General features: G+C 69.2%; 22 protein-coding genes and 1 pseudogene. 10 read left to right on the forward strand and 13 right to left on the reverse strand.

Annotated features, from left to right (window positions below):
* Positions 1–213: 213 nt before the first annotated feature.
* The 3 genes from ACTMVF_RS41700 to ACTMVF_RS41710 are packed head-to-tail and all read right to left on the reverse strand — an operon-like array spanning position 214 to position 5,791.
* Positions 214–1,653, reverse strand: coding sequence for an NAD-dependent succinate-semialdehyde dehydrogenase (locus ACTMVF_RS41700; protein ID WP_441276314.1), 1,440 nt, complete (start codon positions 1,651–1,653; stop codon positions 214–216).
* Positions 1,650–4,526 carry an FAD-binding and (Fe-S)-binding domain-containing protein gene (locus tag ACTMVF_RS41705; RefSeq protein WP_441276315.1) on the reverse strand — a complete coding sequence of 959 codons (2,877 nt, stop codon included), beginning with the start codon at positions 4,524–4,526 and terminating at the stop codon, positions 1,650–1,652. Before ACTMVF_RS41705 ends, ACTMVF_RS41700 begins: the two co-directional genes overlap by 4 nt.
* Complete coding sequence (locus ACTMVF_RS41710; protein WP_441276316.1) at positions 4,523–5,791, reverse strand: aspartate aminotransferase family protein; 1,269 nt, start codon at positions 5,789–5,791, stop codon at positions 4,523–4,525. Before ACTMVF_RS41710 ends, ACTMVF_RS41705 begins: the two co-directional genes overlap by 4 nt.
* Positions 5,792–6,044: 253 nt before the next feature.
* Here ACTMVF_RS41710 and ACTMVF_RS41715 point away from each other — a divergent pair, with 253 nt between their 5' ends.
* Positions 6,045–7,670, forward strand: coding sequence for a PucR family transcriptional regulator (locus ACTMVF_RS41715; protein WP_441276317.1), 1,626 nt, complete (start codon positions 6,045–6,047; stop codon positions 7,668–7,670).
* 256 nt (positions 7,671–7,926) lie between these two features.
* Here ACTMVF_RS41715 and ACTMVF_RS41720 read toward each other — a convergent pair whose 3' ends face one another.
* The gene (locus tag ACTMVF_RS41720; protein WP_441276318.1) at positions 7,927–8,421 is read right to left on the reverse strand and encodes a MarR family winged helix-turn-helix transcriptional regulator; all 495 of its coding nucleotides are present in this window, start codon (positions 8,419–8,421) and stop codon (positions 7,927–7,929) included.
* Between the two features lie 133 nt (positions 8,422–8,554).
* On the reverse strand, positions 8,555–9,781 hold the full coding sequence (locus ACTMVF_RS41725) for an acyl-CoA dehydrogenase family protein (RefSeq protein WP_441276319.1): 1,227 nt from the start codon (positions 9,779–9,781) through the stop codon (positions 8,555–8,557).
* Between the two features lie 64 nt (positions 9,782–9,845).
* Here ACTMVF_RS41725 and ACTMVF_RS41730 point away from each other — a divergent pair, with 64 nt between their 5' ends.
* Positions 9,846–10,673 (forward strand): SDR family oxidoreductase, encoded by an 828-nt coding sequence (locus ACTMVF_RS41730; RefSeq protein ID WP_441276320.1) that lies wholly within the window; start codon positions 9,846–9,848, stop codon positions 10,671–10,673.
* 388 nt (positions 10,674–11,061) lie between these two features.
* On the opposite strand, the gene ACTMVF_RS41735 is transcribed toward ACTMVF_RS41730, so the two are convergent.
* From ACTMVF_RS41735 to ACTMVF_RS41745, 3 genes are all read right to left on the reverse strand, one after another.
* The gene (locus ACTMVF_RS41735) at positions 11,062–12,123 is read right to left on the reverse strand and encodes an LLM class flavin-dependent oxidoreductase (protein ID WP_441276321.1); all 1,062 of its coding nucleotides are present in this window, start codon (positions 12,121–12,123) and stop codon (positions 11,062–11,064) included.
* Complete coding sequence (locus ACTMVF_RS41740) at positions 12,123–12,656, reverse strand: SRPBCC family protein (RefSeq protein WP_441276322.1); 534 nt, start codon at positions 12,654–12,656, stop codon at positions 12,123–12,125. Before ACTMVF_RS41740 ends, ACTMVF_RS41735 begins: the two co-directional genes overlap by 1 nt.
* A gap of 114 nt (positions 12,657–12,770) precedes the next feature.
* Entirely contained in the window at positions 12,771–13,268 is a 498-nt protein-coding gene (locus ACTMVF_RS41745; protein WP_441276323.1) for a winged helix-turn-helix transcriptional regulator, read from the reverse strand.
* 107 nt (positions 13,269–13,375) lie between these two features.
* Between ACTMVF_RS41745 and ACTMVF_RS41750 the strand changes: the two genes are divergently transcribed.
* Entirely contained in the window at positions 13,376–14,272 is an 897-nt protein-coding gene (locus ACTMVF_RS41750; protein ID WP_441276324.1) for an SDR family oxidoreductase, read from the forward strand.
* A 48-nt stretch (positions 14,273–14,320) separates the two neighbouring features.
* On the opposite strand, the gene ACTMVF_RS41755 is transcribed toward ACTMVF_RS41750, so the two are convergent.
* Positions 14,321–15,004, reverse strand: a complete 684-nt coding sequence (locus ACTMVF_RS41755; protein ID WP_441276325.1) for a TetR/AcrR family transcriptional regulator — start codon at positions 15,002–15,004, stop codon at positions 14,321–14,323.
* Between the two features lie 211 nt (positions 15,005–15,215).
* Between ACTMVF_RS41755 and ACTMVF_RS41760 the strand changes: the two genes are divergently transcribed.
* From ACTMVF_RS41760 to ACTMVF_RS41770, 3 genes are read left to right on the forward strand one after another with little or no spacing between them, the layout of a single operon-like run.
* The gene (locus ACTMVF_RS41760) at positions 15,216–16,190 is read left to right on the forward strand and encodes an enoyl-CoA hydratase/isomerase family protein (protein WP_441276326.1); all 975 of its coding nucleotides are present in this window, start codon (positions 15,216–15,218) and stop codon (positions 16,188–16,190) included.
* A gap of 7 nt (positions 16,191–16,197) precedes the next feature.
* Positions 16,198–17,118, forward strand: coding sequence for an alpha/beta hydrolase (locus ACTMVF_RS41765; RefSeq protein ID WP_189943535.1), 921 nt, complete (start codon positions 16,198–16,200; stop codon positions 17,116–17,118).
* A 35-nt stretch (positions 17,119–17,153) separates the two neighbouring features.
* A complete protein-coding gene (locus ACTMVF_RS41770; protein WP_441276327.1) occupies positions 17,154–18,620 on the forward strand; it encodes a class I adenylate-forming enzyme family protein in 1,467 nt (488 codons plus the stop codon).
* Between the two features lie 229 nt (positions 18,621–18,849).
* On the opposite strand, the gene ACTMVF_RS41775 is transcribed toward ACTMVF_RS41770, so the two are convergent.
* Positions 18,850–19,722, reverse strand: a complete 873-nt coding sequence (locus tag ACTMVF_RS41775; protein WP_441276328.1) for an alpha/beta fold hydrolase — start codon at positions 19,720–19,722, stop codon at positions 18,850–18,852.
* 65 nt (positions 19,723–19,787) lie between these two features.
* Between ACTMVF_RS41775 and ACTMVF_RS41780 the strand changes: the two genes are divergently transcribed.
* Positions 19,788–20,393 carry a CGNR zinc finger domain-containing protein gene (locus ACTMVF_RS41780; protein ID WP_441276329.1) on the forward strand — a complete coding sequence of 202 codons (606 nt, stop codon included), beginning with the start codon at positions 19,788–19,790 and terminating at the stop codon, positions 20,391–20,393.
* 34 nt (positions 20,394–20,427) lie between these two features.
* On the opposite strand, the gene ACTMVF_RS41785 is transcribed toward ACTMVF_RS41780, so the two are convergent.
* Entirely contained in the window at positions 20,428–20,901 is a 474-nt protein-coding gene (locus ACTMVF_RS41785; RefSeq protein WP_441276336.1) for a winged helix-turn-helix transcriptional regulator, read from the reverse strand.
* A 127-nt stretch (positions 20,902–21,028) separates the two neighbouring features.
* Between ACTMVF_RS41785 and ACTMVF_RS41790 the strand changes: the two genes are divergently transcribed.
* Entirely contained in the window at positions 21,029–22,042 is a 1,014-nt protein-coding gene (locus ACTMVF_RS41790) for an NADP-dependent oxidoreductase (protein WP_441276330.1), read from the forward strand.
* A gap of 351 nt (positions 22,043–22,393) precedes the next feature.
* Here ACTMVF_RS41790 and ACTMVF_RS41795 read toward each other — a convergent pair whose 3' ends face one another.
* Together ACTMVF_RS41795 and ACTMVF_RS41800 are read right to left on the reverse strand one after the other, a co-directional pair.
* Positions 22,394–23,404, reverse strand: coding sequence for an enoyl-CoA hydratase/isomerase family protein (locus tag ACTMVF_RS41795; protein WP_441276331.1), 1,011 nt, complete (start codon positions 23,402–23,404; stop codon positions 22,394–22,396).
* A 68-nt stretch (positions 23,405–23,472) separates the two neighbouring features.
* Positions 23,473–24,021, reverse strand: a complete 549-nt coding sequence (locus tag ACTMVF_RS41800; protein ID WP_441276332.1) for a hypothetical protein — start codon at positions 24,019–24,021, stop codon at positions 23,473–23,475.
* Between the two features lie 146 nt (positions 24,022–24,167).
* Here ACTMVF_RS41800 and ACTMVF_RS41805 point away from each other — a divergent pair, with 146 nt between their 5' ends.
* Together ACTMVF_RS41805 and ACTMVF_RS41810 are read left to right on the forward strand one after the other, a co-directional pair.
* Positions 24,168–25,079 carry an alpha/beta hydrolase gene (locus ACTMVF_RS41805; RefSeq protein WP_441276333.1) on the forward strand — a complete coding sequence of 304 codons (912 nt, stop codon included), beginning with the start codon at positions 24,168–24,170 and terminating at the stop codon, positions 25,077–25,079.
* 183 nt (positions 25,080–25,262) lie between these two features.
* A pseudogene (locus ACTMVF_RS41810) lies at positions 25,263–25,563 on the forward strand (acetyl-coenzyme A synthetase N-terminal domain-containing protein); the annotation flags it as partial.

Here is a 25,563-nt window from a genome sequence, read left to right on the forward strand (position 1 = left end):
CGTCCGCCGCCCAGGCCATGCAGCGGCCCACCCGGACCAACGGCCGGCCCTTGCGCCATGCGACGCATGCGCAGCCTGCCTGCGCACGGTGAGAGACCCGCGCCCGCCGCCAGGTGGAGGAAAAGCCGCCGCCCCGTGTCCGGTGGCGTGGAAACCGGGCACGGGGCAGCCCGTCGCGGTGCGCGATGCGGGGTAGTCAGGGCATGACCACCGTCATCGCACGGGCACCGCGAGGTACTGGTACTCCAGGAACTCGTCGATCCCCACCCGGCCGCCTTCACGGCCGAGCCCGGACTGCTTCACCCCTCCAAAGGGGGCGGCCGGGTTGGAGACGAGACCGGTGTTGAGGCCGACCATGCCCACTTCGAGGCGTTCGCTGACGCGCAGGGCGCGGTCGAGGCCCTCGGTGAAGACATAGCCGACCAGGCCCCAGGGCGTGTCGTTGGCACGGCCGACGACCTCGTCCTCGTCGTCGAAGGTGAGGATCGCGGCGACGGGGCCGAAGATCTCCGTGTCCATCAGGCGGCTGCCGGGGTCGACGTCGGTGAGCACGGTGGGCGGGTAGAAGCAGCCCGGACCCTCGGGCGTGCGGCCGCCGACGAGCACCCGGGCGCCGCGCTCCACCGCGTCGCCGACCAGCTCCGCCACCTTGGCCCGCCCGGCCGCGTCGATCAGCGGGCCGACATCGACCCCGTCCCGGGTGCCGGGCCCCACTACGAGCGCGCCCATGCGCTCGGCCAGGCGCCGTCCGAACTCCTCGACCACCGACCGGTGGACGAAGAAGCGGTTGGCGGCTGTGCACGCCTCGCCCATGTTGCGCATCTTGGCGAGCATCGCGCCGTCCACGGCCGTATCCAGGTCGGCGTCGTCGAAGACGATGAACGGCGCGTTGCCGCCGAGCTCCATCGAGGTCCGTACGACGGCGTCGGCGCACTGGGCGAGCAGCAGGCGCCCGACGTTGGTGGAGCCGGTGAAGGAGAGCTTGCGAATCCGCCCGCCGCGCAGGAGCGGTTCGCACACCTCCCCCGCACGGGAGGTGGTGACGACGTTCAGCACGCCGTCCGGCAGCCCGGCCTCCTTGAGGATCGCGGCGAGGGCCAGGCTGGAGAGAGGGGTCTGGGGGGCGGGCTTGAGGATCATCGTGCAGCCGGCGGCGATGGCGGGGCCGATCTTGCGGGTGCCCATGGCCAGCGGGAAGTTCCATGGGGTGATCAGCAGACAGGGGCCGACCGGGCGGCGGGAGAGCAGCATGCGGTTGCGGCCGTCGGGCAGGACTCCGCCGCCGCCGTCGATGCGCACGGCCTCCTCGGAGAACCAGCGGAAGAACTCCGCCGCGTACGCCACCTCACCCTTTGCCTCGGCGAGCGGCTTGCCCATCTCGGACGTCATCAGGTGGGCGAGTTCGTCGGTGCGCTCAAGGATCAGCTCGTAGGCCCGGCGCAGGATCTCGCTGCGTGCACGGGGTGCCGTACGGGCCCACGCCTCCTGCGCGGCAACGGCCGCCTCCTCCGCGAGTCGCGCGTCCTTCGGTCCCGCGTCGGCGACATGGCAGAGGATCTCGCCGGTCGCGGGGTCGTCGACGGGCATGGTGGCGCCGTCCGCGGCGTCCACCCAGGCGCCGCCGATGAACAACTGCGTGGGTGTGTCGGTCATGAGGTCTCTCCTGGTTGAGCGGCTTGATCGGCGGCGGGGTCGAGGAGTTCCGCGAGATGCAGGGCGCGGATGCCCCGATCACCGGCGAGGTGGTCGATCTGGGTGGCGCAGCTGAAGCCGTCGGCCACGACGACGCTCGGAGTGTCCTGGTCGATGCCGTCGAGGCGTGGCTTCAGGGCCAGGTCGGCGACGGCCATCGAGGTGTCGTAGTGCTGCTCCTCGAAGCCGAAGTTCCCGGCGAGTCCGCAGCAGCCCTCGGCCTCGTCGACGTTGCCCACACCCAGACGGCGCAGCAGGTCGGCGGGGTGACGGCCCTTGAAGGTGGCGTACTCGTGGCAGTGGGTCTGCAGGACGACGTTGTCCGGCAACGCGGGCCGGCTCCAGTCCGGGGCAGCCAGGTCGGTCAGGGCACCCGTGAAGGTGTGGATGCGGTCGGCGACCCGACGGGCGGCGTCAGTCCCGAGGAGCTCGGGCACGTCGCGCTTGAGGGCCGCGGCGCAGCTGGGCTCGGCCACGATGATGGGCCGCTCGTCGCCGTTGTCCAGGTGGGCGACGGTACGGGTCATGATCCTGCGGGCCACGGACAGCTGGCCGGTGCTGACCCAGGTCAGACCGCAGCACAGGCCGTCCTCCGCCGTGCAGGGGATTCCCGCCTCGGCGAGGACACGGCTCGCGGCTCCGGCCACCTCGGGCCGGAAAGCGCGGGTGAAGCTGTCGACGAAGAGCAGGGCTTTCGCCGGTTCGCCGGTCTTCGCCTCGCGCAGGACCCTGCGCAGGGCGTGCCGGGAGGCGAAGGCGGGGATCCTCCGCTGCGTGGTCACGCCTCCGAGGCGGGCGAGGAGTCGGCCGAGCGGTCCGCGCAGCAGCGCGTTGAGCGGGCGGGCGGCGTATCCGGCGAGGGCGGAGGTCAGGGGCAGCCAGCCCAGCGAGTAGTGGGAGCGGGGCCGGAGCCTGCCCTTGTAGTGCTGGTGGAGGAACTCCGCCTTGTAGGTTGCCATGTCGACGCCTACGGGGCAGTCGCTGGAGCAGGCCTTGCAGGACAGGCACAGGTCGAGCGCGTCGCGGACCTCCGTCGAGCGCCAGCCGTCCTGGACGGTCTCGCCGCGCACCATCTCCTGGAGCAGTCGGGCCCTGCCCCGGGTGGAGTCGTTCTCCTCCCCCGTGGCCCGGTAACTGGGGCACATGACACCGCCCGCGTCGCTGCGGCACCGGCCGACGCCGACGCAGCGGCGGGCCGCGCCCGCGAAGCCGTCCTCGTCGTGCGGGAAGGTGAACTCCGTGGCCAGGGGCTGGATCTGGTGCAGCGCGAGATCGGCGTCGAGGGGGGCCGGGGCCACGATGACGCCGGGGTTGAGCAGCCCTTCGGGGTCGAAGATCTCCTTGAAGTCGGCGAACGCCCGGATCAGCCGGTGGCTGTACATGACCTCCAGCAGCTCACCGCGCGCCCGCCCGTCACCGTGCTCGCCGGACAGGGTCCCGCCATGCACGACGACCAGCGCGGCCGCCTCGTGCAGGAAGCGACGGGCGGCTGCCCGGCCGGTGTCCGTGGCGAGGTCGAAGTCGATGCGCACGTGGACGCACCCCGCACCGAAGTGCCCGTACATCACGCCCGTCAGCCCGTGGTCGGCCAGGAGCTTGCGGAAGTCCCGCAGGTAGCCGGCGAGGTTCTCGGGCGCGACCGCGGAGTCCTCCCAGCCGGGCCACGACTCCCCGCCGTCCACCAGGCGTGCGGCAAGACCGGCCCCGTCCTCGCGGACCCGCCACAGGGAGCGACGCTCGGCCGCGCTCTCCACGACCCGCCCGCCGGTCATCCGGCCCTGCGCCTTGAGCACGTCGAGGAGGTCGGCCGCACGGGCGTTCACAGCGGCCTCATCGTCGCCGTCCAGCTCGACGTACAGCCAGGCCCGCCCCTCGGGCAGTCCGGTGACGGAGTCGGGGCCCCGCCGGGCACGCATGGTGGCGACGATCGCCTCGTCCATGCCCTCCACAGCGGTGGGATTCCAGCGCAGGATCTCCGGCACGTCCTCGGCCGCGTCGACGACGTCGTCGTAGCCGAGAGTGAGCAGCGCCGAAGCCTGTGCGGTCGCCACCAGGCGGACCGTCGCGGCGGTGACGACCGCACAGGAGCCCTCGGTGCCCACCAGAGCGCGGGCCATGTCGAAGCCGCGCTCGGGCAGCAGATGGTGCAGCTGATAGCCGGAGACCTGGCGGGGAATGCGGCCGAGTTCGGTGCGAATCGGGGCCAGGTTGTCGCCGATCAGGCGTCGTACGTCCGCTTCGAGACGGGCGACGCGCTCCGCGTCCGCGGGGTCCACCGGGTGCAACCCCACGTGGTCGGCGACGGCCCGCACGCCGTCGGCCGTCACGATCTCCAGCGCCTCGATGTGGCTGCTGGTCCTCCCGTGCCGCACCGACCGGTTCCCGCACGCGTCGTTGCCGATCATGCCGCCGAGGGTGCAGCGGCTGTGCGAGGACGGGTCGGGGCCGAAGGAGAGCCCGTGCAGGGCGGTCGCGCTCTGCAGCGCGTCGAGGACGACTCCGGCCTCGACACGCGCGGTCCCGACGGCCGGGTCGATGTCCAGGATCCGGTTCATGTACCGGGAGAAGTCCAGGACGACGCCCGGCCCGACCGCGTTGCCCGCCATGCTGGTGCCACCGCCGCGAGCGGTGACCGCGACGCCCGTCTCCTTGCAGGCCCGCAGCACCGCGACCACATCGTCCGTGGAGCGGGGGAAGGCCACAGCCTGCGGGGGGACGCGGTAGTTGGAGGCGTCGTAGGCGTACTGGCCGAGGGTGCCCGGGCCGGATTCGACCCGCAGGCCCGGAGCCGTCTCGGCGAGCCGGGCGGCCAGCCGCGCCACGCTGTCGCTCATCGTGTCGACGCTCCTGAGGTACCGGTCTCCACGGCGGTCGCCCATGCCTGGAGTCCCTCGTCCACCGCCGTCTCGTCGATCACCAGCGCCGGGATCATCCGCACCACCTGGTTCCAGGCCCCGCACAGCAGCAGGAGCAGGCCCTCGTCCACGGCGGCGCGCTGCACGCGGGCGGCGGTCTCGGGGTCGGGGCTGCCATCCTCGGTGACGAACTCGGTGGCCAGCATCAGCCCCAGCCCCCGCACATCACCGATGCCCGGCGTCCGGTGGGCGACCGCCTCCAGGCCGTGCCGCAGCCTGGCGCCCATGGCCTCCGCGTTCTCGACGAGCTTCTCGTCGCGTACGACGTCGAGGGTGGCGCAGGCCGCGGCGCAGGCGACGGCGTTGGCGCCGTACGTTCCGCCCTGCGAGCCCGGCCACGCCTTGGCCATCAGCTCCTCGGAGGCGGCGATGCCGGACAGCGGGAAGCCGCTGGCCAGGCCCTTGGCGGTGACGAGGATGTCCGGGGTGACGCCGAAGTGGTCGTGGCCCCAGAAGCGGCCGGTGCGGCCGACGCCGGTCTGCACCTCGTCGAGGATCAGCAGGAAGCCGTGGCGGTCCGCGCGCTCCCGCAGTCCTTCCATGAACGCGCGGGTGGCGGGCACGTAGCCGCCCTCTCCGAGCACCGGCTCGACGATGATCGCGGCCGTGTCGGCGGGCGAGGAGATGGTCTGGAGGGTGTAGTCGAGCTCCTGGAGAGCGAACCGGGTCGCGGTCTCCTCGTCCCAGCCGTAGCGGTAGGCCGACGGGAACGGGGTGACGACCACACCGCTCATCAGCGGGGAGAAGCCGGACCGGAAGCGGGTGCCAGAGGTGGTCATGGAGGCGGCGGCCACCGTACGGCCGTGGAAGCCGCCGTGGCAGACGATGACGTTGGGGCGGCCGGTCGCCTGCCGGGCCAGCCGCAGCGCGGCTTCGACGGCCTCGCTGCCGGAGTTCGTGAAGAACAGGCTGTCCAGGCCGGTCGGCAGCACCTCGCCGAGCTTGTCGACCAGCTGCCGCAGCGGCTGGTGCATGACCGTCGTGTACTGCCCGTGGACCAGCGTGCCCACCTGCTCCTGCGCCGCCGCCACGACCTTCGGGTGGCAGTGCCCGGTGCTGGTGACGCCGATGCCGGCGGTGAAGTCGAGGTAGCGGCGGCCGTCCTCGCCGTAGAGGTGGACGCCCTCGCCCCGGGCCGCCACCACGGGCGTGGCCTGGCGAAGGTGCGGCGACAGTGCGGTCATGTTCGTCTCCCGGCCTCGATGATCGATCTCCTGCGGTATCCCGAGCATCTCCGTGAACCAGGGGTGCGCCAACGTGCGATCTGTCCGGTCGGGCCGCGACATCCGGACGTTGTGTCAGCCTCATCGGGGGTGCGCCGGATGCCGATGGCTCACGGACCGCTCTTGCGCAGGTCAGCCACGCTTGTCACAGTGGCCGGACACTCCCGGGCGCTGAGCCGTGCTCGATCGAGCATGGGGACCCCATGGAGACACCGTGAACGACAACCACCCGGCCGGCCATGGGCCCACCCGCGCACTCACCGTCGCCGACGTCCTGGCCCTTCCTGTCCTGGCCGCCGGACAGCCCCAGGTCGTCACCGGTGTGGCCCACCTGGAGCGGCCGGTCGGGTGGGTCCACATCACCGAACTGACCGACCCCGCGTCCTTTCTCAAGGGCGGCGAACTCGTCCTGACCACCGGAATGCCGCTCCCGGACGACGTACCGGGCGTGCGCAGGTACGTCGACGAACTCGCCGACGTCGGGGCTGCGGCGCTGGTCATCGAACTCGTACGTCGCTATCACCGCCCGCCGGACGCACTCGTGGACGCCTGCCGCCTGCGTGGCCTTCCCCTCGTGACCCTCGCCAAGGACGTCAACTTCCTGGAGGTCACCCAGGTCGTGCACGCCCTCCTGCTCGGCAACCAGGCGGACGCGATGCGCCGCACCCAGCGCATCCATGAGGCGTTCACCGCCCTGACCCTGCGCGGTGCCGGCCCGGAGGACGTGGTGCGCGCGGCGGCGGAGATGAGCGGCCGCACGGTCGTCCTGGAGAACCTGGTGCACCAGGCACTGATCTGCGAACCCTCCGGAGGCACGCTGGAGGAGGCGCTCACCGGTTGGGAACAGCGCTCCAGAGCCACCGGGGCCGACGACCACACGGCGACAGGCGGCCCGGCGGGCTGGCTCACCGCACCCGTCGAGTACCAGGGCGAGCGCTGGGGCCGTGTGGTCATGCTCCCGGCCCGTGCCGACTGCCCCGCCTTCGGGCCGGAGGAGATCACCGTGCTGGAGAGGACCGCGATGGCACTGACCGTCGCCCGCCTCATCCATTCCACCCCCTGGGAACGCACCGCCCACCGAAACGCCCTGCGAGACCTGGTCGACCAACGCCACCGCTCCGCCGAGGACGCCCACGCCCGCTGCGCCGCACTGGGCCTGCCGACCGACCGAAGCCGATTCGTCGCGACCCTGGTGGACCTCCGCGCAGGCAGAGGGGGGACCGACATCGAGACCCGCCTGCTCCAGGAGCTCCGGACGGCAGGCGTCTCGGCCCTCGTCGGCGAGCTGGCACCCGGCCGCCTCGGCATCCTGTTGGCTCTGCGTCCCTCCCAACCCTGGCGCCCCGTCGTCGAACGACTGTGCAGCACCGCACACAGCCTGGCCCCACAAGCAGTGGTGAGCGTCGGCTCGGAGATCACGGAACTCTCCGACACCGCCCGCTCGTTCCGCGAGGCGGCCCGCGTCGCCGAGGCCACCCCACCCGGCCAGCCCCTCCCCCCGGACCGGTCCTTCCACGAGCTGTCCGACATCGGCCTGCCACGCCTGCTGTACGCCCTCCGCGAGGACACCCGGGTCCAGGAGTACGCCGAACAGCAGCTCGGGCGACTCATCGATCACGACACCCAGCACGGCACCGACCTGCTGACGACCCTGCGCCACTACCTCGACGCGGCCGGCAACAAGACCACCGCCGCCCGCCGGGGCGGCCTCTCCCGCGAAACCATGTACCAACGCCTGCGCACCATCGAGCGTCTCCTCGACCGCGACCTGGAGTCCGGCGAACAGCGCACCGAACTCCACGCGGCTCTCATGACACTCGATGTCCTGCGAGCCCACTGACAGGCTGCGGCCTCGGCAGCGCTACTCCCACCACCGGCGGCCACCGTGCGTCATGGGGCGCTGGAGAACCTCCACGAGCCGATGACCCTGGCGGACCTCGCCGAGCGCTCCCACATGAGCCTGCGCACCTTCGCCCGCCGTTTCACCGAAGAGACAACGAGGCCGCCGAAGACCGCCGGATGGCATACGGCCCGGCAAGCCGGCTTCGCCAGAACCGGGGCATAGCGCTATACCCCGGGGCGATCCCCTGGAGCCGTTAGGCCCGTTTCCCACCGTTCTGCTCCCGGACGGTGTCGAACAGGGAGGTCAGAGCGGGACTTCCCGCGAGACTGTCCAGCAGGACGTGAAGCGACTGTCGTTCCGTGGCGCCCAGGTCTGCGAGGATTTCGCCGTCGAGATCGACGAGTGTGCGGTTGAGGCGGGCCAGGACCTTGCGCCCTTCGGCGGTGATGTCCACGGCGTAGCGGCGACGATCCTGCGGATCTCGTGTCCGCTCCGCGTATCCGGCGCGCTCCAGGTCGTCGAGACTCGTCACCATCGTCGCGGGGTCGATGCGCAGGAACGAGCCAAGTGCCAGTTGCGGCATGGCACCGTTGTCCGCCAAAGCCTGCAGGACGCTGTAATGCCGCACTCGCAGGCCGGTCCCGCCGATGCCGTCCTCGGCGATCCTGAACGCCACCTGCCCGAGTTTGACCAGCAGGCAGATGGTGTGTTCGGCCACTGTCCCCGGTACCAGCGGAGCCTCGGACATCGTTTATCCCGCCCATGGTTAGTCGTACGTATGGTCCTGTCCATCGTACGAGAAAGCCCGAGGCGCCAGGACCCCTGCAGGCCGGCGGGAGTCCCCACCGTCCGCCGGCTTACGGCAGGTGCGTCCTGGGGGGTCAGCCGACGATGGCCCGACCGAAGATCTGCCGGGCTATGACCCACTTCTGGATCTCGTTGGTGCCCTCATAGATCTCGCCGATCTTACTGTCCCGGTAGATCGCCTCGACGGGGCCGGGGCTGCCGTCGGCACCCAGTTCGCGCGCGAAGCCGAGGCCTCCGAAGGCCTGGACGGCGTCGCGCGCCATGTCCACCGACAGCTTGGTGGCGTAGTACTTCGCCATCGCGGCCTCGGGCTCCGGGGACGGGTTGCCCGCGTCCAGGCGCAGGGCAGCCTTGGTGTAGAGGGTGCGGGCGTTCTCGATCTCGGTGGCCCGTTCGGCGAGCAGGAACTGCCAGTGCTGGTTGGCGGCCACCGGCTTGCCGAAGGCGTGTCGCGTCGACAGATGGGCCACGGTGTGGTCGAAGGCGGCCTGCGCCATGCCGACCCCGGCAGCCGCGATGCCGATCCGGCCATAGGTCAGAGTGGACAGCGCATGGCGCAGTCCGTGTCCCTCGGCGCCACCGAGGAGGTCGTCGTCGGTCAGGTACACATCCGTGAAGCGGATGTCCGCGGTGAGCTGGCCGCGGTTGCCCATCTTGCGGTCGGGAAGGCCGACTTCCACTCCGGGAAGTGCCGTGTCGACGATGAACATGCTCAGCCGGGTGCCGGTGCGAGCGAGAACCACCACGAACCCGGCGACGGGCGAGTTGGAGATCCACCGCTTGTGGCCGTTCAGCACCCAGCCGGCCTCGGTGCGTATCGCCTCGGTCTGAACCGCCTGCGGGGACAGGTCACTTGAGGCGTTCGGCTCGGTGGTGGCGAACGCGCCGACCACCGAGCCCTCCGCGACCTTTCGCAGCCATCGCTGCTGCTGCTCCTCGGTGCCCTGCCGCAGGGCGTTGCCCGCCAGGATGCAGTGCACATCGAAGACGGCCGCGACGCTGCTGGAGTAGTAGGCCAGTTCCTCGATGGCCGCGGCGGTGGCGGTCGCCGGGTGGGTCAGACCGTCGCCGCCGACCTCGCTGGGGAAGGGGATCCGGAAGACCCCCGCCGACGCAAGCCGGTCAAACACATGCCGGGGGAAGCCGTCCGTGCGCTCGTCGCCCCCCGCGATCGCCACGGCGTGCGGGGCCACTTCGTGCTCTGCGATCCGGCGCACGGCAGCGCGAACGGACTGTGTCTCTTTGGGGGCGAGGAGCTCGTGGTAGAGCCGGTCGATCTGGCGTGTGGGAGTGGAAGTCATACGGGGAAGATATCATTAGCATCACGTATCATTAGCTCGGCAATCTATTTTGGAGGTTCCGACCATGACACAGACGCTGGCCGACAAGACCATCCTGACGTCGGGAGGCAGCCGCGGCATCGGACTCGCCATCGCTCTGCGCGCGGCCCGCGACGGTGCGAACGTGGTGATGCTCGCCAAGACCGCCGTGCCGCATCCGAAGCTCGAAGGCACGGTCCACACCGCCGTTGACGAGATTGAACGCGCGGGCGGCAAGGGACTGGCCGTCGTCGGCGACGTCCGCAATGAGGACGATGTGCGCACCGCCGTCAACGCGGCGGTCAGCGCCTTCGGCGGCATCGACATCGTGGTGAACAACGCCAGCGCGATCGACCTGTCGCCGTCGGAGCAGTTGGAGATGAAGCGGTACGACCTGATGCAGGACATCAACACGCGTGGCACGTTCCTGCTGAGCAAGGCAGCGATCCCACATCTGCGCAAGGCGAGCAACCCGCACATCCTCACGCTCTCCCCGCCGTTGAACCTCGCGCCGCACTGGGTGGGGAAGCATCTCGGTTACACGCTGTCGAAGTACGGCATGAGTCTGTGCACCATCGGGCTCGCCGAGGAGCTCGCCGCCGACGGCATCGCCGCCAACTCGTTGTGGCCGCGGACCCTGATCGACACGGCCGCCGTGCGCAATGTGGTCGGCGGCGCCGGACAAGCCCGTAGTCCGCGGATCATGGCTGACGCCGCGTACGCCATCCTCACGCGTGACGCGCGGAAGTGCACCGCCAACCTGTTCATCGACGACGAGGTCCTGTCGGACGAGGGCGTCACCGACCTGTCCGTCTACAGCCCTGCCGGCTTCGAGGGTGATCTCGCGCTCGACATATTCGTCGATCCGGCCTGATCCCGCACGGCTCAGCACATTAACGCGAGGGCGTTCTCGATGCCCTTCTCGATGACCTTCTCGATGACCTCAACGGCGAGCTTCGAGTCGAAGGCGGCGCGGGACAGTTGCAGCGACCCAGGTCTGCTTGGTCGCGTCCGCGCAGCGGTCGATGTCGTCGAGCAGGGCAACGGAGGGACATCCGACGCCGCGCTGGTCCCGGTGCTCGGGCGACAGATAGTCGCGAACGAGATCCTCGAGTCCCGGGCAGCCGGGCAGCCGGACCGCAGAGTCCCGTGCGCACGATCACCCTGCTGATGTCGGGCCTGGCGGCGGACGGCGTCAGCGCGCACGGTTGACGTCGACCAACGCCTACAACAGCACTCCTCGACTGCACCCGGCCGTGCCGCTACCGTGCCGCCTCGTCCTCGATGGCACGGACCAGGTCGATGGCCCGGCCGAGAGTGGTGAGCCGAGCGTCGAGAGTCTCTCCGGCCGGATAAAAACGTACGGTGTCCACACCGGCGTCGCGCCACACACGCAGCCGCTGGCGCACCATGGCCTCGGTTCCGATCAGAGTGGTCGCCAGGACCATTTCGTCGGTGACCAAGCCGGCCGCGCCGTCCCGGTCCCCAGCCTGCCAACGTGTCCGGACTTCGGCCGCCACCTCGGCCCAACCCTGGCGGCTGTAGGCGTTGTTGTAGAAGTTCGTGGTCGCGGAACCCATGCCGCCGAGGCTGAAGGCCAGTTCCTTCTTGCGTCCGGCCACCATCGCGCTCAGCGCGTCCTCGTCGTCCGCGAAGGCGACCTCGGCACCTTGGCAGATGTCGAGGTCGGCACGGGCGCGACCGGCGGTGGCCAGGCCCTGGTCCAGGTGGTCGAAGTACGCCTCCTTGGCGCCCTCGGGCACGAAACTGGTGCCCAGCCACCCATCGGCGATCTCACCGGTCAGGTGCAGCATCTTCGGCGAGAGAGTGGCGAGGTAGACCGGAATGTCATGCTCGGCACGCATCGACAGACGCATGGGCTTCGCCTCCGCGCCCGGCAGTGGAATCCGGAACTCCTGTCCTGAGTAGGAGACTTTGCCACCCGCGGCGGCCTCCCGCACGATCTCGACGGTCTCCCGCATCCGCACCAGCGGCCGGGCGAAGGGCACGCCGTGCAGCCCCTCGATCACCTGCGGTCCGGAGGGGCCCAGTCCGAGAAGGAAGCGCCCCTGGGAGATCTGCGACAGTGTGATCGCGGCGCGGGCGATGGCCATCGGCGTGCGGGTGCCGAGTTGGATGATTCCGGATCCGAGGAGCATGCGCTCGGTCTTCGCCGCGAGGTAGCCCAACGGCGAGGGAGCCTCGGAGCCCCACGCCTCCGCCACCCAGCAGATGTCGAGCCCGAGCTTCTCCGCCTCGGTGACATAGGCGACGATCTCCCGCCAGTCGCTCCCGGAAGCTTCGATCGTGGTGGAGGTACGCATCAGAGCCTCGCCTCGCCCGCGGGCCGGGCCCTCTCGGCCAGCTTCTTGATCTCTTCGAGGGTGACGGTCATGTTGGCCTCGAACTCCCGCATGCGCACGAAGACGATCTTCTGCTCCTTCTCCGGCATGCGATCGATGGCGAAGGAGAGGCCCGAACGGGCCGGCCCCATCTGCATCCATTCGCTCAGCAGAGTGCCACCGCCCTGCGGCTCCAACGTGAACCGCCAGATCGCCGTTGGGTTCTGCGGGTCCTCGACGCCCCAGGCAAGCAGCCTCGGCGGCTCGTACTCGACGATGTGGGATGTGGTGGTCCACTCCCCCAGCGCCTCGTGCTTGCTCCGGCCGATGAACCGGGCCCCCAGAGCAGGGGCGGTCCTGCCGTCCAGCCATTCGACGTACTGCAGCTCGGAGCTCATACGCGGCATCAACTCGATGTCGGACACGAGCGTCCACACCTGTTCGGGCGGAGCAGCGATCCAGGTGCGGACCTCCACCGTCGGCTTGTCCGCATAGCGCGCGCCTGTCCACTCCATGTTCCTGCAGCCTCCATGCCGATCCGAGAACTCCCATGACCAGACGTGACCAGTAAAGTTGCGTAGATAGACTCACATGTCAAGGGCAAACGCAGCCCCGGCAGAGCCGCTGAGTCAGCCGGCGAAACGCTCCCGCACATCCGGCCGTTCGGCCAGATGCGGCGGATAGCCGGGGCCCATCCGAGGACTGGTGTTCTCCGCGGTCATCCGCTCGCCGCAGGAAGAACACACCACCTCGGCATGGGCTTCCTGTCCGCAGACCTCGTGATGCATGACTACCGGCGGGCCCTCTTCACCGGACAGCCAGCGGTCCCCCCACCGGCTCATCACCAGCAGCACACCGTAGAAGTCGCGCCCCTTCTCCGTGAGCACGTAGTCGTACCGAACCGGCTCCGTTTGGTACGGCCGTTTCTCCAGCAGCCCCTCGTCCACCAGCCGGCGCAACCGGTCCGTCAATGTGTTGCGCGCGATCCCCAGTGACACCTGGAACGCGTCGAACCGCCGGATCCCGTAGAACGCCTCACGCAGCACCAACGGCGTCCACCAGTCCCCGAGCAAGTCCATGGTGCGCGCGATCGAACAGGGCCAGTGCGCAAAGGATGTCCGCCTCATGACAGTCAGCATAGGTTCGTCCAGTCGTGAGACCCAGCAGGTGGAGCGGGGACAGTTCATACACGCGACATCTTGCGCTCAATAAATAACGAAGTTATGTTGCCGCCATGAAACGTGACTTGGTGGGCAGAAAGCTGGTTGTCACCGGAGCGGCGCGCGGAATCGGCGAGAAGGTGGCCCGCCTGGCCATCGCCCGAGGCGCTCAGGTGACCTTGATCGGACTGGAGCCCGATCGGCTCCGTGACCTCGCCCGCGATCTGGGCCCCGCCGCTTCCTGGCGTGAGGCCGATGTGCGCGACGGCACCGTCCTGCGGTCAGCGATCGACGAGGCTGCGGAGGTCATGGGCGGCATAGATCTCGTCGTCGCCAATGCCGGCGTCGTGGCGTACGGGACCGTGCGACAGACGGACGAGGCCTCGTTCGAGCGGGTCCTGGACATCAATCTGAACGGCGTCTTCCGGACCCTCAAGTACGTGACGCCCCATCTGGAACGCAGCCGGGGACACGTGCTGGTTGTGGCGTCCGCGCTGTCCTTCATGCCGCTGGCGGCGATGGCCTCCTATGGCGCCAGCAAGGCCGCGGCCGAGCTGCTCGCCCTGACCTACCGCCAGGAGGTGGCGCACCTCGGCGTCACGGTCGGCCTGGTGCACCCCTCCTGGATCGACACGGATCTCGTCCGGGGCGCCGAGGTTGACCTCCCCTCGTTCCAGGGCCTGCGCAACCGGCTTCCCTACCCGGGCAATGTCACCACGAGTGCCGACCGAGCGGCTGCCGCGATCGTCGACGGGCTCGTGCGCCGCCGCAGCCGCGTGTACGTCCCGCGCGCGGTCGTCGTGGCCAACTGGGCCAAGGCAGCGCTGAATTCGCCACTGGCCTGGCCATGGGCGAGGCGCTTCGCGGCCCGTGCCGTTCCGTCCCTCGAACGGGAGGTCGCGGCGCTGGGGAGGCATGACCAGCTCACGCCGGGCACCGGTACCTCTGCCGCGGAGACCAAGTCGCCCTAGCCGCAGAGGGGTAGTCCCGCGCGGGACAGCGACCTGCCCTACCGACTTTCACCGACCTTGAACGATCGAGTCGTAAAGGCGCGCGCCCGCCTCGTGCGAGGCTTCGGCCCGTTCCCGCTCGTCGCCCAGACCGACAGAGAAGTTCACGCCCATCGGCAGCATCACCTGCATCACGGGGTCCTCGAACTCGCCGAAGTGCTCGGCCAGCTCAAGGGTGATGTACCCGTGGACCAGACTCCACAACTGGGCGGCTATGACTTCAGGTTCCTGCCGCTCGGCCCTGCCCGAGTCCACGAGCCGTTGACATGCCGCGGTGATATGGACGTGGGCATCTTGGAAGGCCGGCGAATGTCCGCTGAAGCGAAGGTCCGCGTCCGACAGCGGCCGGTACGTCGCACGAGTGGACAGGCCGAACATCAGGTCGTACAGGTGAGGGTTCTCGTGGGCCACTCGGCGGCAGGTCAAAGCCATGGCGAAGAGATCCGCGATCGGATCATCCGTCACCGGCACCTGGGCGAACGCCACGCCGAGCTCCCTGAAGCCGTGGTCGGCGACGGCGCGCATCAGTTCGGGGATCCCACCGAAGTGGCCGTAGACGACCATCGTCGACAGCCCGCTCGCGGATGCCACCGTACGCGCCTTGATGGCCGACGGCCCCTGTTCGGCCAGCAGGCCGACAGCGGCTCGCACAAGCCGCTCCGGTGCGTCATCGAGCCTCGGCCGCCCTGCCATGCCTCTCGCGCCTCCACCATTGACACTCTTGAAATAACTTGGTTATGTAACTCGTCACGGCAATAGTACACATCTCGAGCGACGTGCCGTTTCGGACACGGGCGCGCCTCCCCGGACGGGCTTTCACGCACTGTCCCAGATTCCTGGCGCCGGCAGCCCCTCCCTCACTCGCTTTGCACTCCCCCATGAACTCAGCACGGGAGCAGAATCCATGCCATACAAAGACAAGGGTCATCTGGAGATCGAGGACCGTGGAGCCGTCCTTGTCGTCCGGGTCGACGGCGGCCCGCACCAGTTGTTCGGCCTCGATATCGCCCAGCAGCTGGACAAGCTGGTGAACCGGGTCGACCGCGATCCGAGCATCCGTGCCGTCGTCTTCACCGGGGCACATCCCGAGCGTTTCGTCAGCCATGCCGCGGTCCGGTGGCTGCAGGAAGAGGGCGCCGCGAGCCCGACGGTCGGCCGCCGCGGTGCCGCCGCCGTCGTACGCATGGCCAAGCACGTGGACCGGTCCCGTCTCCTCGGGCCCGTGATGCGCAGGACCCCGATGCGCGGGGCCCTCCAGCTGGAGCGTCTGCACACGACCTTCCTCCGGATGAACGCCAGCGGTGTCCTCTTCGTCGCCGCCCTCAACGGCTCGGCTCTCGGCCTCGGCGCGGAGTTCGCCTGGGCATGCGATCTGCGGGTCATGGCCGACGGGGACTTCTTCATCGGCCAGCCGGAAATCCTGCTCGGCATCATCCCGGGTGGAGGCGGCACCCAGCGGCTGACCCGCCTGATCGGCACCCATCGGTCCTTGGCCGCGATCCTCGAAGGCAAGCCGTTCACGCCTGCGGAGGCGCTCGCCAACGGGGCGGTCGACAAGGTCGTACCCCAGGACAAGGTCGTCGCGCAGGCGGTCGAACTCGCGGAGCACTTCGGTCGGCGGTCGAAGGGGTCGGTCGCGGCCGCCAAGAGGTCGGTGTACTTCGGCGGCTCGATGTCACTGGAGGACGGACTCCATGTCGAACGCGCCGAGTTCTTCACCAGAGTCATGTCGAAGGACGGCCAGGAACTGATGCTCGACTACCTGGAGACGACGGACGCCACCGGCGAGCTCCCGCTCTACAACCCGGACACCTACGCCCAGGCGCTCGCCTCGGGCAGCGTGCCCGGGCACCGCTCGACGAAGACGACGCGGCGGTGAGCCGACGATGACCACTGCGCACTCCTTCACCCGCCACGACATCACCTTCCCCTCCGGCGACAGCACCTGTGCCGGATGGCTCTACCTCCCGACCGGCGTCACCTCCCCGCCCGTCGTCATCCTCGGGCACGGCCTCGGCGCCACCCGCGAAATGCGCCTGGACGCCTTCGCCGAGCGTTTCGCTCAGGCCGGCATCGCCGCCGTGGCCTTCACCTACCGGCACTTCGGCGACAGCGGCGGCCACCCGCGCCAGCTCCTGTCGATCAAGCGTCAACTCGCCGACTGGGACGCCGCCATCGCCTACGTCAAGGCCCGCCCTGACATCGACCGCTCCCGCATCGCGGTGTGGGGCAGCTCCTTCGGCGGAGGCCACGCCATCACCGTCGCATCTCGGCATCCCGAACTGCGCGCGGCCGTGTCCCAGTGCCCGTTCACCGATGGTCTCGCCTCCGCGCTCGCGCTCGGCCCGGTCGCCTCGCTCAGGATGACCCCCGTGCTCGCTCGGGACATGGCGGCCAGAGTGCGCGGCAAGGCACCCGCGATGGTTCCCATCGCCTCCGCCCCCGGTTCGCCGGCCCTCATGAACGCTCCGGACGCCCTGCCCGGATATCAGGCGCTGCAACCGCCGGGGACCACGTTCCGCAACGAGGTGGCGGCACGGGTCATTCCGACCATCGCCACCTACCGGCCTGGGCGTGCTGCGAAGAAGGTCGCCATGCCGATCCTCTTCTGCGTCAGCAACACCGACTCCGTCACACCTCCCGCCCAGACCCTCCGGTACGCGCGCACCGCACCCCGGGGAGAGATCAAGAGGTACGACGCCGGCCACTTCGACTTCTACACCGGCGAGACCTTCGAGGCCCTGGTCCGCGACCAGATCGAGTTCCTCACCCGGCAGTTGCACCCCGCGCCGGCATCGACTCCTTGACCGGATCGCACAACACCGAGACAGGTACGCCCGCCATGAACTTCGCTTCACTGCCCGACCGTCGCGCCGCTCTCGACCCCGATGGGGCAGCGGTCTCGGACGGGCACCAGTCACTCACCAACACTCAATTGCTGGACCGCGTCCGTGCGGCAGCGCGTCAGCTCCAGGACCTCGGCATCGGTCCCGGCGATGTCGTGGCCCTCAAGCTGACGAACCGCATCGAGTTCGTGCTGCTGTTGTTCGCCGCCTGGCGGATCGGCGCCACCATCACGCCGGTCAACCCGAGCATGACCGACGTCGAAGTGGACCGACAGGTCAAGGACTCCGGTGCGCGTCTGCTGGTGGTCGAAGACCGCGCGGCGCCCGTCACGGACGGTACCGCCGTACTCGCCGTCGGCGCACTGCACAAGGAAGGGGTGAGGTCGGATCACGCACCGCATGTGGACTCGTCCGCGCTGGCTCTTCTCATCTACACCAGCGGCACCACCGGGGTGCCCAAGGGCGTGATGCTGGACCACGCCAACATCGACGCCATGACGGAGATGGGCCGCTTGTCCCTGGACATCGGGCCCGCCGACCGGTGCCTGCTGATCCTGCCGCTCTTCCACGTCAACGGCATCGTGGTCAGCATTCTCACGCCTCTTCTCGCGGGCGCGAGCGTCGTCATCGCGGGCCGCCGGTTCGACCCACACAGCTTCTTCGACCTCGTCGAGCAGGAGCGCCCCACCTTCTTCAGCGCCGTGCCGACGATCTACGGCATGCTCGCTGCGCTCCCGGACGACGTGCGGCCCGACACATCGTCGCTGAGGTTCGGAGTCTGTGGCGCCGCACCTGCCTCCGCCGAGCTGCTGAACCGGTTCGAAGCCCGGTACGGGTTCCCTCTTGTCGAGGGGTACGGCCTGTCCGAAGGAACCTGCGGGTCCACCATCAACCCCGTCGCGGGCCCGCGACGTGCCGGCACCGTGGGACTTCCCTTCCCCGGCCAGGAGATTCGGATCGTCGACGCCGAAGGTACCGAGGTGGGGCCGGGCACGGACGGTGAGGTCCTCGTGAAGGGCCCCAACGTCATGCGTGGCTATCTCGGCCGCCCTGAGGAAACGGCCAGAGTCATCGTCGATGGCTGGTTGCACACGGGCGATGTGGGTCACCTCGACGCCGAGGGCTATCTGACCCTGGTCGGGCGCTCGAAGGACATGATCATCCGTGGTGGGGAGAACATCTACCCCAAGGAAATCGAGGACGTCCTCACAGGCGACCCATCGGTGCTCGAAGCCGCCGTGATCGGCGTACCCGACGAGAAGTGGGGAGAGGTGGTCGTCGCCTACGTACAGCCGCGACCAGGCGTGACCGTCGATCTGACGGCGCTGCGGGAGCTCTGTGCGCGCAGCCTCACCGGCTATAAGCGTCCGACCGGGTTCTTCGTGGTGGACGCGATAGCGAAGAACGCGGTCGGGAAGATCGACAAAGCCTCCTTGCGCGCTGCCCACGTAGCGGCTTCCTGAGATTCACCGCACGCCGAGCCTGGATGCCCAGGCAGCGCACATCCGACAGCGCGGCCGCGGGGGACGCTTCGGCGGATGTCCCGGTCTCGGCCAGGATCTGACTGAGGGGCGGCCCCACCGGAAGCGGCTGGGCCGCCCCTCGGTTCGGGAGGCTGCTCGGACGACTTGCCCCGGCCGGCCAGTGAGAGCGTGGGCCCGCAGGGGCGCCGCTCTCGTCACGGTGGCAGGGTCACCGACTCGCCTCGTCGGCCAGGAACGACCGCAAATGGCCCAGCAGCGCCTCCGGTTGCTCTTCCGGGATGAAGTGGCCGCACTCCGGGATTTCCGCTCCGGTGACGTCGTCCGCGTAGGCGCGCCAGATGTCCAGCGTCGGCAGGCGGGAGGGCAGCCCTGCGGAACCCCAGAGCGCCAGTACCGGCATGGTGAGGCGGCGGCCCTCGGCGGCGTCGATGTCGTCGAGGGCGACGTCCTGCTCCATGGCGCGGTAGTCGTCGAAACTCGCGCGCATGGCACCCGGGCGGGAGAAGGCTCGGACATATCCATCGACCGCTTCGGGTGTCAGCCCGTGCCGGTTGTAGGTCCACCGCTCGAAGAAGTACTCGAGATACCCGCGTATGTCGTGCCCCACGAGCCGCTCGGGAAGGTCGGGCTGCATCTGGAACAGCCAGTGCCAGTACCCGGAGGCGAGCGAGGCGTCCAGCCGGCGGAACATCTCCCGGGTCGGCACGATGTCGAGCACAGCCAGCCGTTCCACCTGCTCGGGGCGGTCCAGCGCCCAGCGGTGCCCCACGCGGGCGCCCCGGTCGTGACCCACCACGGCGGTCGTCTCGAAGCCGAGTGCTTCGACCAGGCCCGCCATGTCGGCGGCCATCCGCCGCTTGTCGTATCCGGTCGAGGGCTTGTCGCTCAGGCCGTAGCCACGCAGGTCGGGTGCCACAACGGTGTGGTCGGCGGCAAGATCCGCCAGCACCGGCTGCCAGCAGTCGGAGGTCTGCGGCCAGCCGTGGAGCAGGACGAGCAGAGGACCGGATCCCGCTCGGAGGTAGTGCAGGCGGACCCCGTCCACCTGCGTCACGCCTGTGGTCACAGTGGGCTGTCCCATGGATGCGCCTCCCCGGCACGTACTAACCCTCTTAGGGGGTTAAACCTAACGTGCAGAATGAAGGCGTGGCAACGGACGACACGTGGATCTGGGACGGCGGGCGGGTCTGTCTGGACTTCACCAACACCCTCCGCCACCGGTGGCGACCCACGCCGGGGGAGACGCTCCGGAACCCGGGCGATCTCACCCTCTGGCTTCAGCGGGCCGGACTGCTCGCACCGGGCGTCCCGGATCCCGTGGATGCCGCCGTCCTGGAATCGGGCCGACGGCTGCGCGAGGCGGTCGACCGGGCCGTACTCGCGGCCTCCGACGGCCGACTGCCCTCCTCCAGCGACGTCGTGCTGCTCAACGAATCGGCAGCGCAGGCGCCCCGGCCGGCGCCGCAAATCGCCATCAAAGGCGGCCACTTGGAGCCCGCCGGCACCACGACCATGGCACCTGATCCCGCGACCGCCCTGGCACTGATCGCCCAGGACGCCGTAGACCTGCTCCTGTCGACCGAGATCCGGCGCGTACGCGTGTGCGGCGCGGACACGTGCGCCCTGCGCTTCCTGGACCGCTCCCCCGCCCACAACCGCCGCTGGTGCTCGATGTCCCGCTGCGGCAACCGCACCAAAGTCCGCCTCCACCAGGCCCGAGCCAAACGGAGTGAGCGCACCCCGGCGGACTGAGCCCACCTGGACTCCTGCCGTCACCGCCCTCAGCTCACTCAGCGGCCTTCATACGGAAAGCGGGGCCGGGGACACTCTCGATGTCCTCCGCATGCACGGCATGACCTCGTTCGCAGCGGATCTGGGCATCGACGGGCGCACCGCATCCGCGGTGTCGCGTCAGCATGGCCGGACCCTCCGGGTCGGCGCGGTACCGGTCACCCCATTGCAGGAGCCCCATCACGGCCGGGACCAGGTCCATGCCCTTGGGCGTGATCACATACTTCGGCCGACTCCGCGAGCCCGGCTCCTTGTAGGTCTCGGTGGCCAGGATCCCTTCCTCCACGAGCATCCGGAGTCGCGCCGCGAGGAGGTTGCGAGGACAGCCGAGGACACGTTCGAAGTCGCCGAAGCGGGACGAGCCGTACCAGACCTCGCGCAGGATCAGGATCGTCCACTTCTCACCCACGACCTCGAGGGTCCGGGCGATCGAGCAGTTCGACGTGTCCCGGTCGAGTCGGGTGTCCATGCCGGCGTCCTGAAGAGCTTCGGTCCTCGCATCCATGGGGGTGATTCTAACCTCATCTAAGTTTACTTTTCTATACCCAGCAAGTAGCGTCACACCGCCGAGAAGAACACCCAGAAAGGCGGCTGACATGAAGGCATTCATCGTCGAGAAGTACGGCAAGGACGGCGCACGCGCCGCCCAGGTACCCGAGCCCACTGTCGGTGACCGCGACGTCCTGGTCAGAGTGAGCGCTTCCAGCATCAACCCGCTGGACAAGATGGTCCGTAACGGGGAGTTCAAGCAGCTCCTGAAGTACAAGCGCCCGTTCGCGCTCGGCCACGACGTGGCCGGCGTCGTGACGCGGGTCGGTTCCGCCGTGCGCAGCTTCAAGGTCGGCGACGAGGTCTACGCCCGTCCGCGCGACCTGCGGATCGGAGGCTTCGCGGAGTTCATCGCGATCGACCAGGACGACGTCGCGCCCAAGCCGACCTCGCTCACCCTGCAGGAGGCAGCCGCGGTGCCGCTGGTGGCCTTGGCCGCTTGGCAGATCCTCGTCGACCGTGCCCGTGTGAAGCCGGGTCAGAAGGTCCTCATCCACGCCGGTGCCGGTGGTCTCGGATCGACGGTCATCCAGCTCGCCAAACACCTCGGTGCCACGGTGGCGACGACCACGGGCACCGACACCGAGGAGTTGGTCCGAAGCCTCGGTGCCGACCTCGTCATCGATTACACCAAGGAAGACTTCTCGAAGACACTGTCCGGCTATGACCTGGTGCTGGACTCCGTGGGCGGGGCGAATCTGGAGAAGTCGCTGACCGTGCTGAAGCCCGGCGGCCTGGCCATCGGTGTCGTCGGCCCGCCGGACGCCGGGTTCGCCAAGCAGCTCGGCGCTCCCTCGTTCCTGGGGCTGGTCATGAACACCCTCAGTCGCAAGGTCCGCAAGCAGGCCAGGGCGCTGGGCGTTCGCTACCAGTTCTTCTTCATGCAGGCCAATGGCTCCCAGCTGCGCAAGCTCAGCGCCCTCTACGACAGCGGGAAGCTCCGCCCGGTCATCGACACGACCTTTCCGTTCGATCAGACGCTCGAGGCGATGGCGTACGTCGAGCAGGGCCGCACCAAGGCCGGCAAGGTCGTGGTCTCGATGATGCCCGACAGCAACTGAGATCAGGCCGGCCACACGGCATCCTCCTGGCACGATCACGCGGGGCCGACGACGCGACGGCAGGGGCGAGAGATGCTGGCCGCGTCGGGCGGAACAACATCGACGGCTCGCGTGTCTCGACGCTCATGACGGACACGGGAGTTGTCCAACAGCGCCCTCTACTCCGACATCGAATCCGAGGGCTGCCCGCGGGCCGCGGCAGTCTGCGGAGCCCCGTGCCCCGCATGCCTTGTTGTCGCGTGCCCCTGCACACCGGGTCAAGTGCGTTACAGCTGATCGAACCACGCGCCGATCTCGGCAAGCTCCGCCTCGCTCCGGTCAGCTCTGAGATCCGGCACACGGCGCAAATGCTCAGGCCGGCAGCGTCCGTCCGCCCTGCGCCTCACGTTCCCAGGTGGGACTGCGGTCCTTGTCGACCAAGGCCGCTCGGACGCCCTCCAGGAAGTCCGGCGTGCGGATGGTCGTGCGCGTGAGAGTGAGTTCGGTGTCAAGGCACTCGCGCAACGTCTGCTGTCTGCCCCGGGCCAGCAGGTCGTGAGTGATCTCCAAGCTCTGCGGCGAGGCGGACTCCAAGGCGACCAACGCGGCTGCCGCCCAGTCGGTGTCGAGGTGACGCAGGCGCTTCTCGATCTCGCCGAGGGTCGGCGCGCCGAACGCCCAGTCCATCTCCCCGCGTACCTCCGCCAGCCTGCTCTCCCCCACCGGGGAACGGTCGGCAAGGCGGTTCAGGACGACGTCCACCGGGGCGTCGGGGTTGTCTGCCAGGGCATCTCCGACCGCACCGAGCCTGTCCGTGGGGACGAAGTGCGTGGCCAGCCCCGTGTACAGGGCGTCGGCAGCGTCGAGACGGTGCCCGGTCAGTCCCAGGTACATGCCTATCGCGCCGGGCAGCCTCGGCAGAAAGTAGCTGGCCCCGACGTCAGGGAAGAAACCGATCCCGGTCTCCGGCATCGCCAGCACCGCACGCTCGGTGACGACACGGAAGGTGCCGTGGACCGACAGACCGAGACCACCGCCCATGCACATGCCGTCGATGAGCGACACGACCGGCACGGGATACTCGGCGATCCGGGCGTTGAGCCGGTACTCGGAGGCGAAGAACCGCTCACTGGCCTCGGCATCCCCAGCGAGGCTGTGCTCGCGGATCGTGCGGATGTCGCCGCCGGCGCAGAAGGCCTTCATGCTGGTGCTGGCGATCACCACAGCGGACAGCGGTGTGTGCTCCCATGCGGCGAGCGCACCGTCAATGGCCGCGACCATGCCTGTCGTCAGGGCGTTGAGCGCCTTGGGCCGGTTCAGAAGGATCCGGCCGACGCCCCGGTGCACGTAGGCGAGAACCTCGCCCTCAGCGGTGTCAGTCATGTGTCTCATCTCGTACTCGCGCGCGGACCTGGCTGTTGTGACCATCACCGTTCCTCACTCGCCGGCCTTCAGCCGTAGATCTGCGCGTAGAGGTCCTGGATCTCGTCCACGGTGGGCACAACGGGGTTGTTGGCGGGGGATCCGGACGCGAGCGCCTGCTCGGCCATGAGGGGCGACAGACGGAACCACTCGTCCTTGTCGATGCCGTGGGCCCGAGGGGTGGGCACCGCAAGATCCTCGCACAGATCGCGGAGCGCCTCCACGAACCTCCCGGCCGCCAGGGCATCGCCGTCGCCGTCGGCGGCAACTCCGAGCGCGCGGGCGCAGTCGGCGTACCGGCTCTCGGCGGCCGGTACGGAGAACGCCGTCACCGCGGGGAAGAGCATCACGTTCGACAGTCCATGAGCGACGTGGAAGTGCGCGCCGATCGGGCGGCTCATGCCGTGCACGAGCGCCACCCCGGCGTTGAAGAAGGCGATGCCGGCCTGGGTCGCGGCGAGCATCATCGCCTCGCGAGCCTCGGAGTCTCCCCCGTCGGCGTAGACGCGGCGGAGGTGGTGGCCGATGGTCCGGATCGCGTTCAGCGCAAGGCCGTCGGAACTCTCGGTCGCCCGCACAGCGCCGCCGCGCCCCCGCAGCCAGAGGCGATCCCGATCCTGCTGAGTTTACTTTTCTATACTCAGCTAGTAGCGTCACGAGCAGCACATCAACCTGGCTGCACGCGGGACGTGGGCGTGGCAGCGACCTGCGAAGGAGCACCACCATGGGAGCAAGCCCAGAGGCACGGCAGTTCGCCCAGTTCCTCGAGAGCGTGAGCGCGAAGTCCTCGACGCCGGGCCTCGACCTGGCCATCGTCCGCGACATCGTCGACTCGAACCACAAGGCGTCGACCGAGCCGGAAGGCGTCACGTACGCCGAGGTGGACGCGGGCGGCGTCCCCGCCCTCTGGGCCATCCCCGAGGGAGCCGATCCCGACCGGGCTCTGCTCCACTTCCACTTCGGCGGGTCGGTCACCGCCTCGATGCACTCGGACCGCAAGGCTGCGGGCCATATCGCGAAGGCGGCCGGCGCCCGCTCCCTCGTCGTGGACTTCCGCCTGGCGCCCGAACACCCTTACCCGGCGCAGCTCGACGACGCCGAGACGGCGTACCGGTGGCTGCTCTCGCAGGGCTATGAGCCGCGGAACATCGGCAGCACGGGCCATTCGATCGGCGGCACCCTCGCGGTGATGCTCCCGCTGCGCCTGCTCGCGCAGGGGGAGGCGACCCCGGGCGCGATCGTCAGCGTCTCGCCGTGGACCGACCTCACCATCCAGAACGCGTCGGTGGACGCGAACGAAGACAACGACAAGATGCTCAGCAGGAACACTCTTGAGCTCTTCCGTGGCGCCTGGCTCCAGGAGCCCGGAGTGGACTTCGCCGATCCGAAGATCAGCCTCGTGAACGCTGATCTGACTGGCCTGCCTCCCACGATCGTCCTCTACGGCGAGTACGAGACGCTCGCCGATGACGGCGCCCAACTGGGCCGTCGCCTCGAGGACTTCAAGGTCACCTCCGAGGTCCACCCGCTGCCCGAGGGACAGCACTCGTTCGTGCTGGGCGCGGGGCGCGTACCCGAGGTGGACGAGGCGATCCAGCGGATGGGTCAGTGGCTCCGCAAGCACCTCGGCGCGTGAGCTGAAGCCACACCGGGCGGAGCGGCCTTTCGGCCGGACCGCCGCACCACCGCGATGCCGGTGACCGGTCCGCCGGTCGCCGGCATCCTGCTCGGCCATGTCGGCCGGCATGCGGTGCCTGTGTCCGACACGGTTCCGCACACAGCCACACCACCGTCCCTTGATGCCACGAAGGAGTGCGCGATGGGAACGTACGAGGATGTCTTCCGCGCCAGTACCGAAGACCCGGAAAGCTTCTGGCTGAGGCGGCGGAAGCCATCAACTGGGATGTCACCCCGCATCGCGCCCTGGACTCCTCGGGCGCACCCTTCTACCGCTGGTTTCCCGACGGACGGCTCAACATCTGCTTCAACGCGCTGGACCGGCACGTCGAAGCCGGCCGCGGTGAACAGGCTGCGCTCATCTACGACTCACCCGTGACCGACACCCGGCGCACCTACACCTACACACAGCTGAGGGACGAGGTGGCGGCCTTCGCCGGAGC

It is taken from the genome of Streptomyces sp. SD31 (assembly GCF_052068475.1).
Taxonomy (GTDB): Bacteria; Actinomycetota; Actinomycetes; order Streptomycetales; family Streptomycetaceae; genus Streptomyces.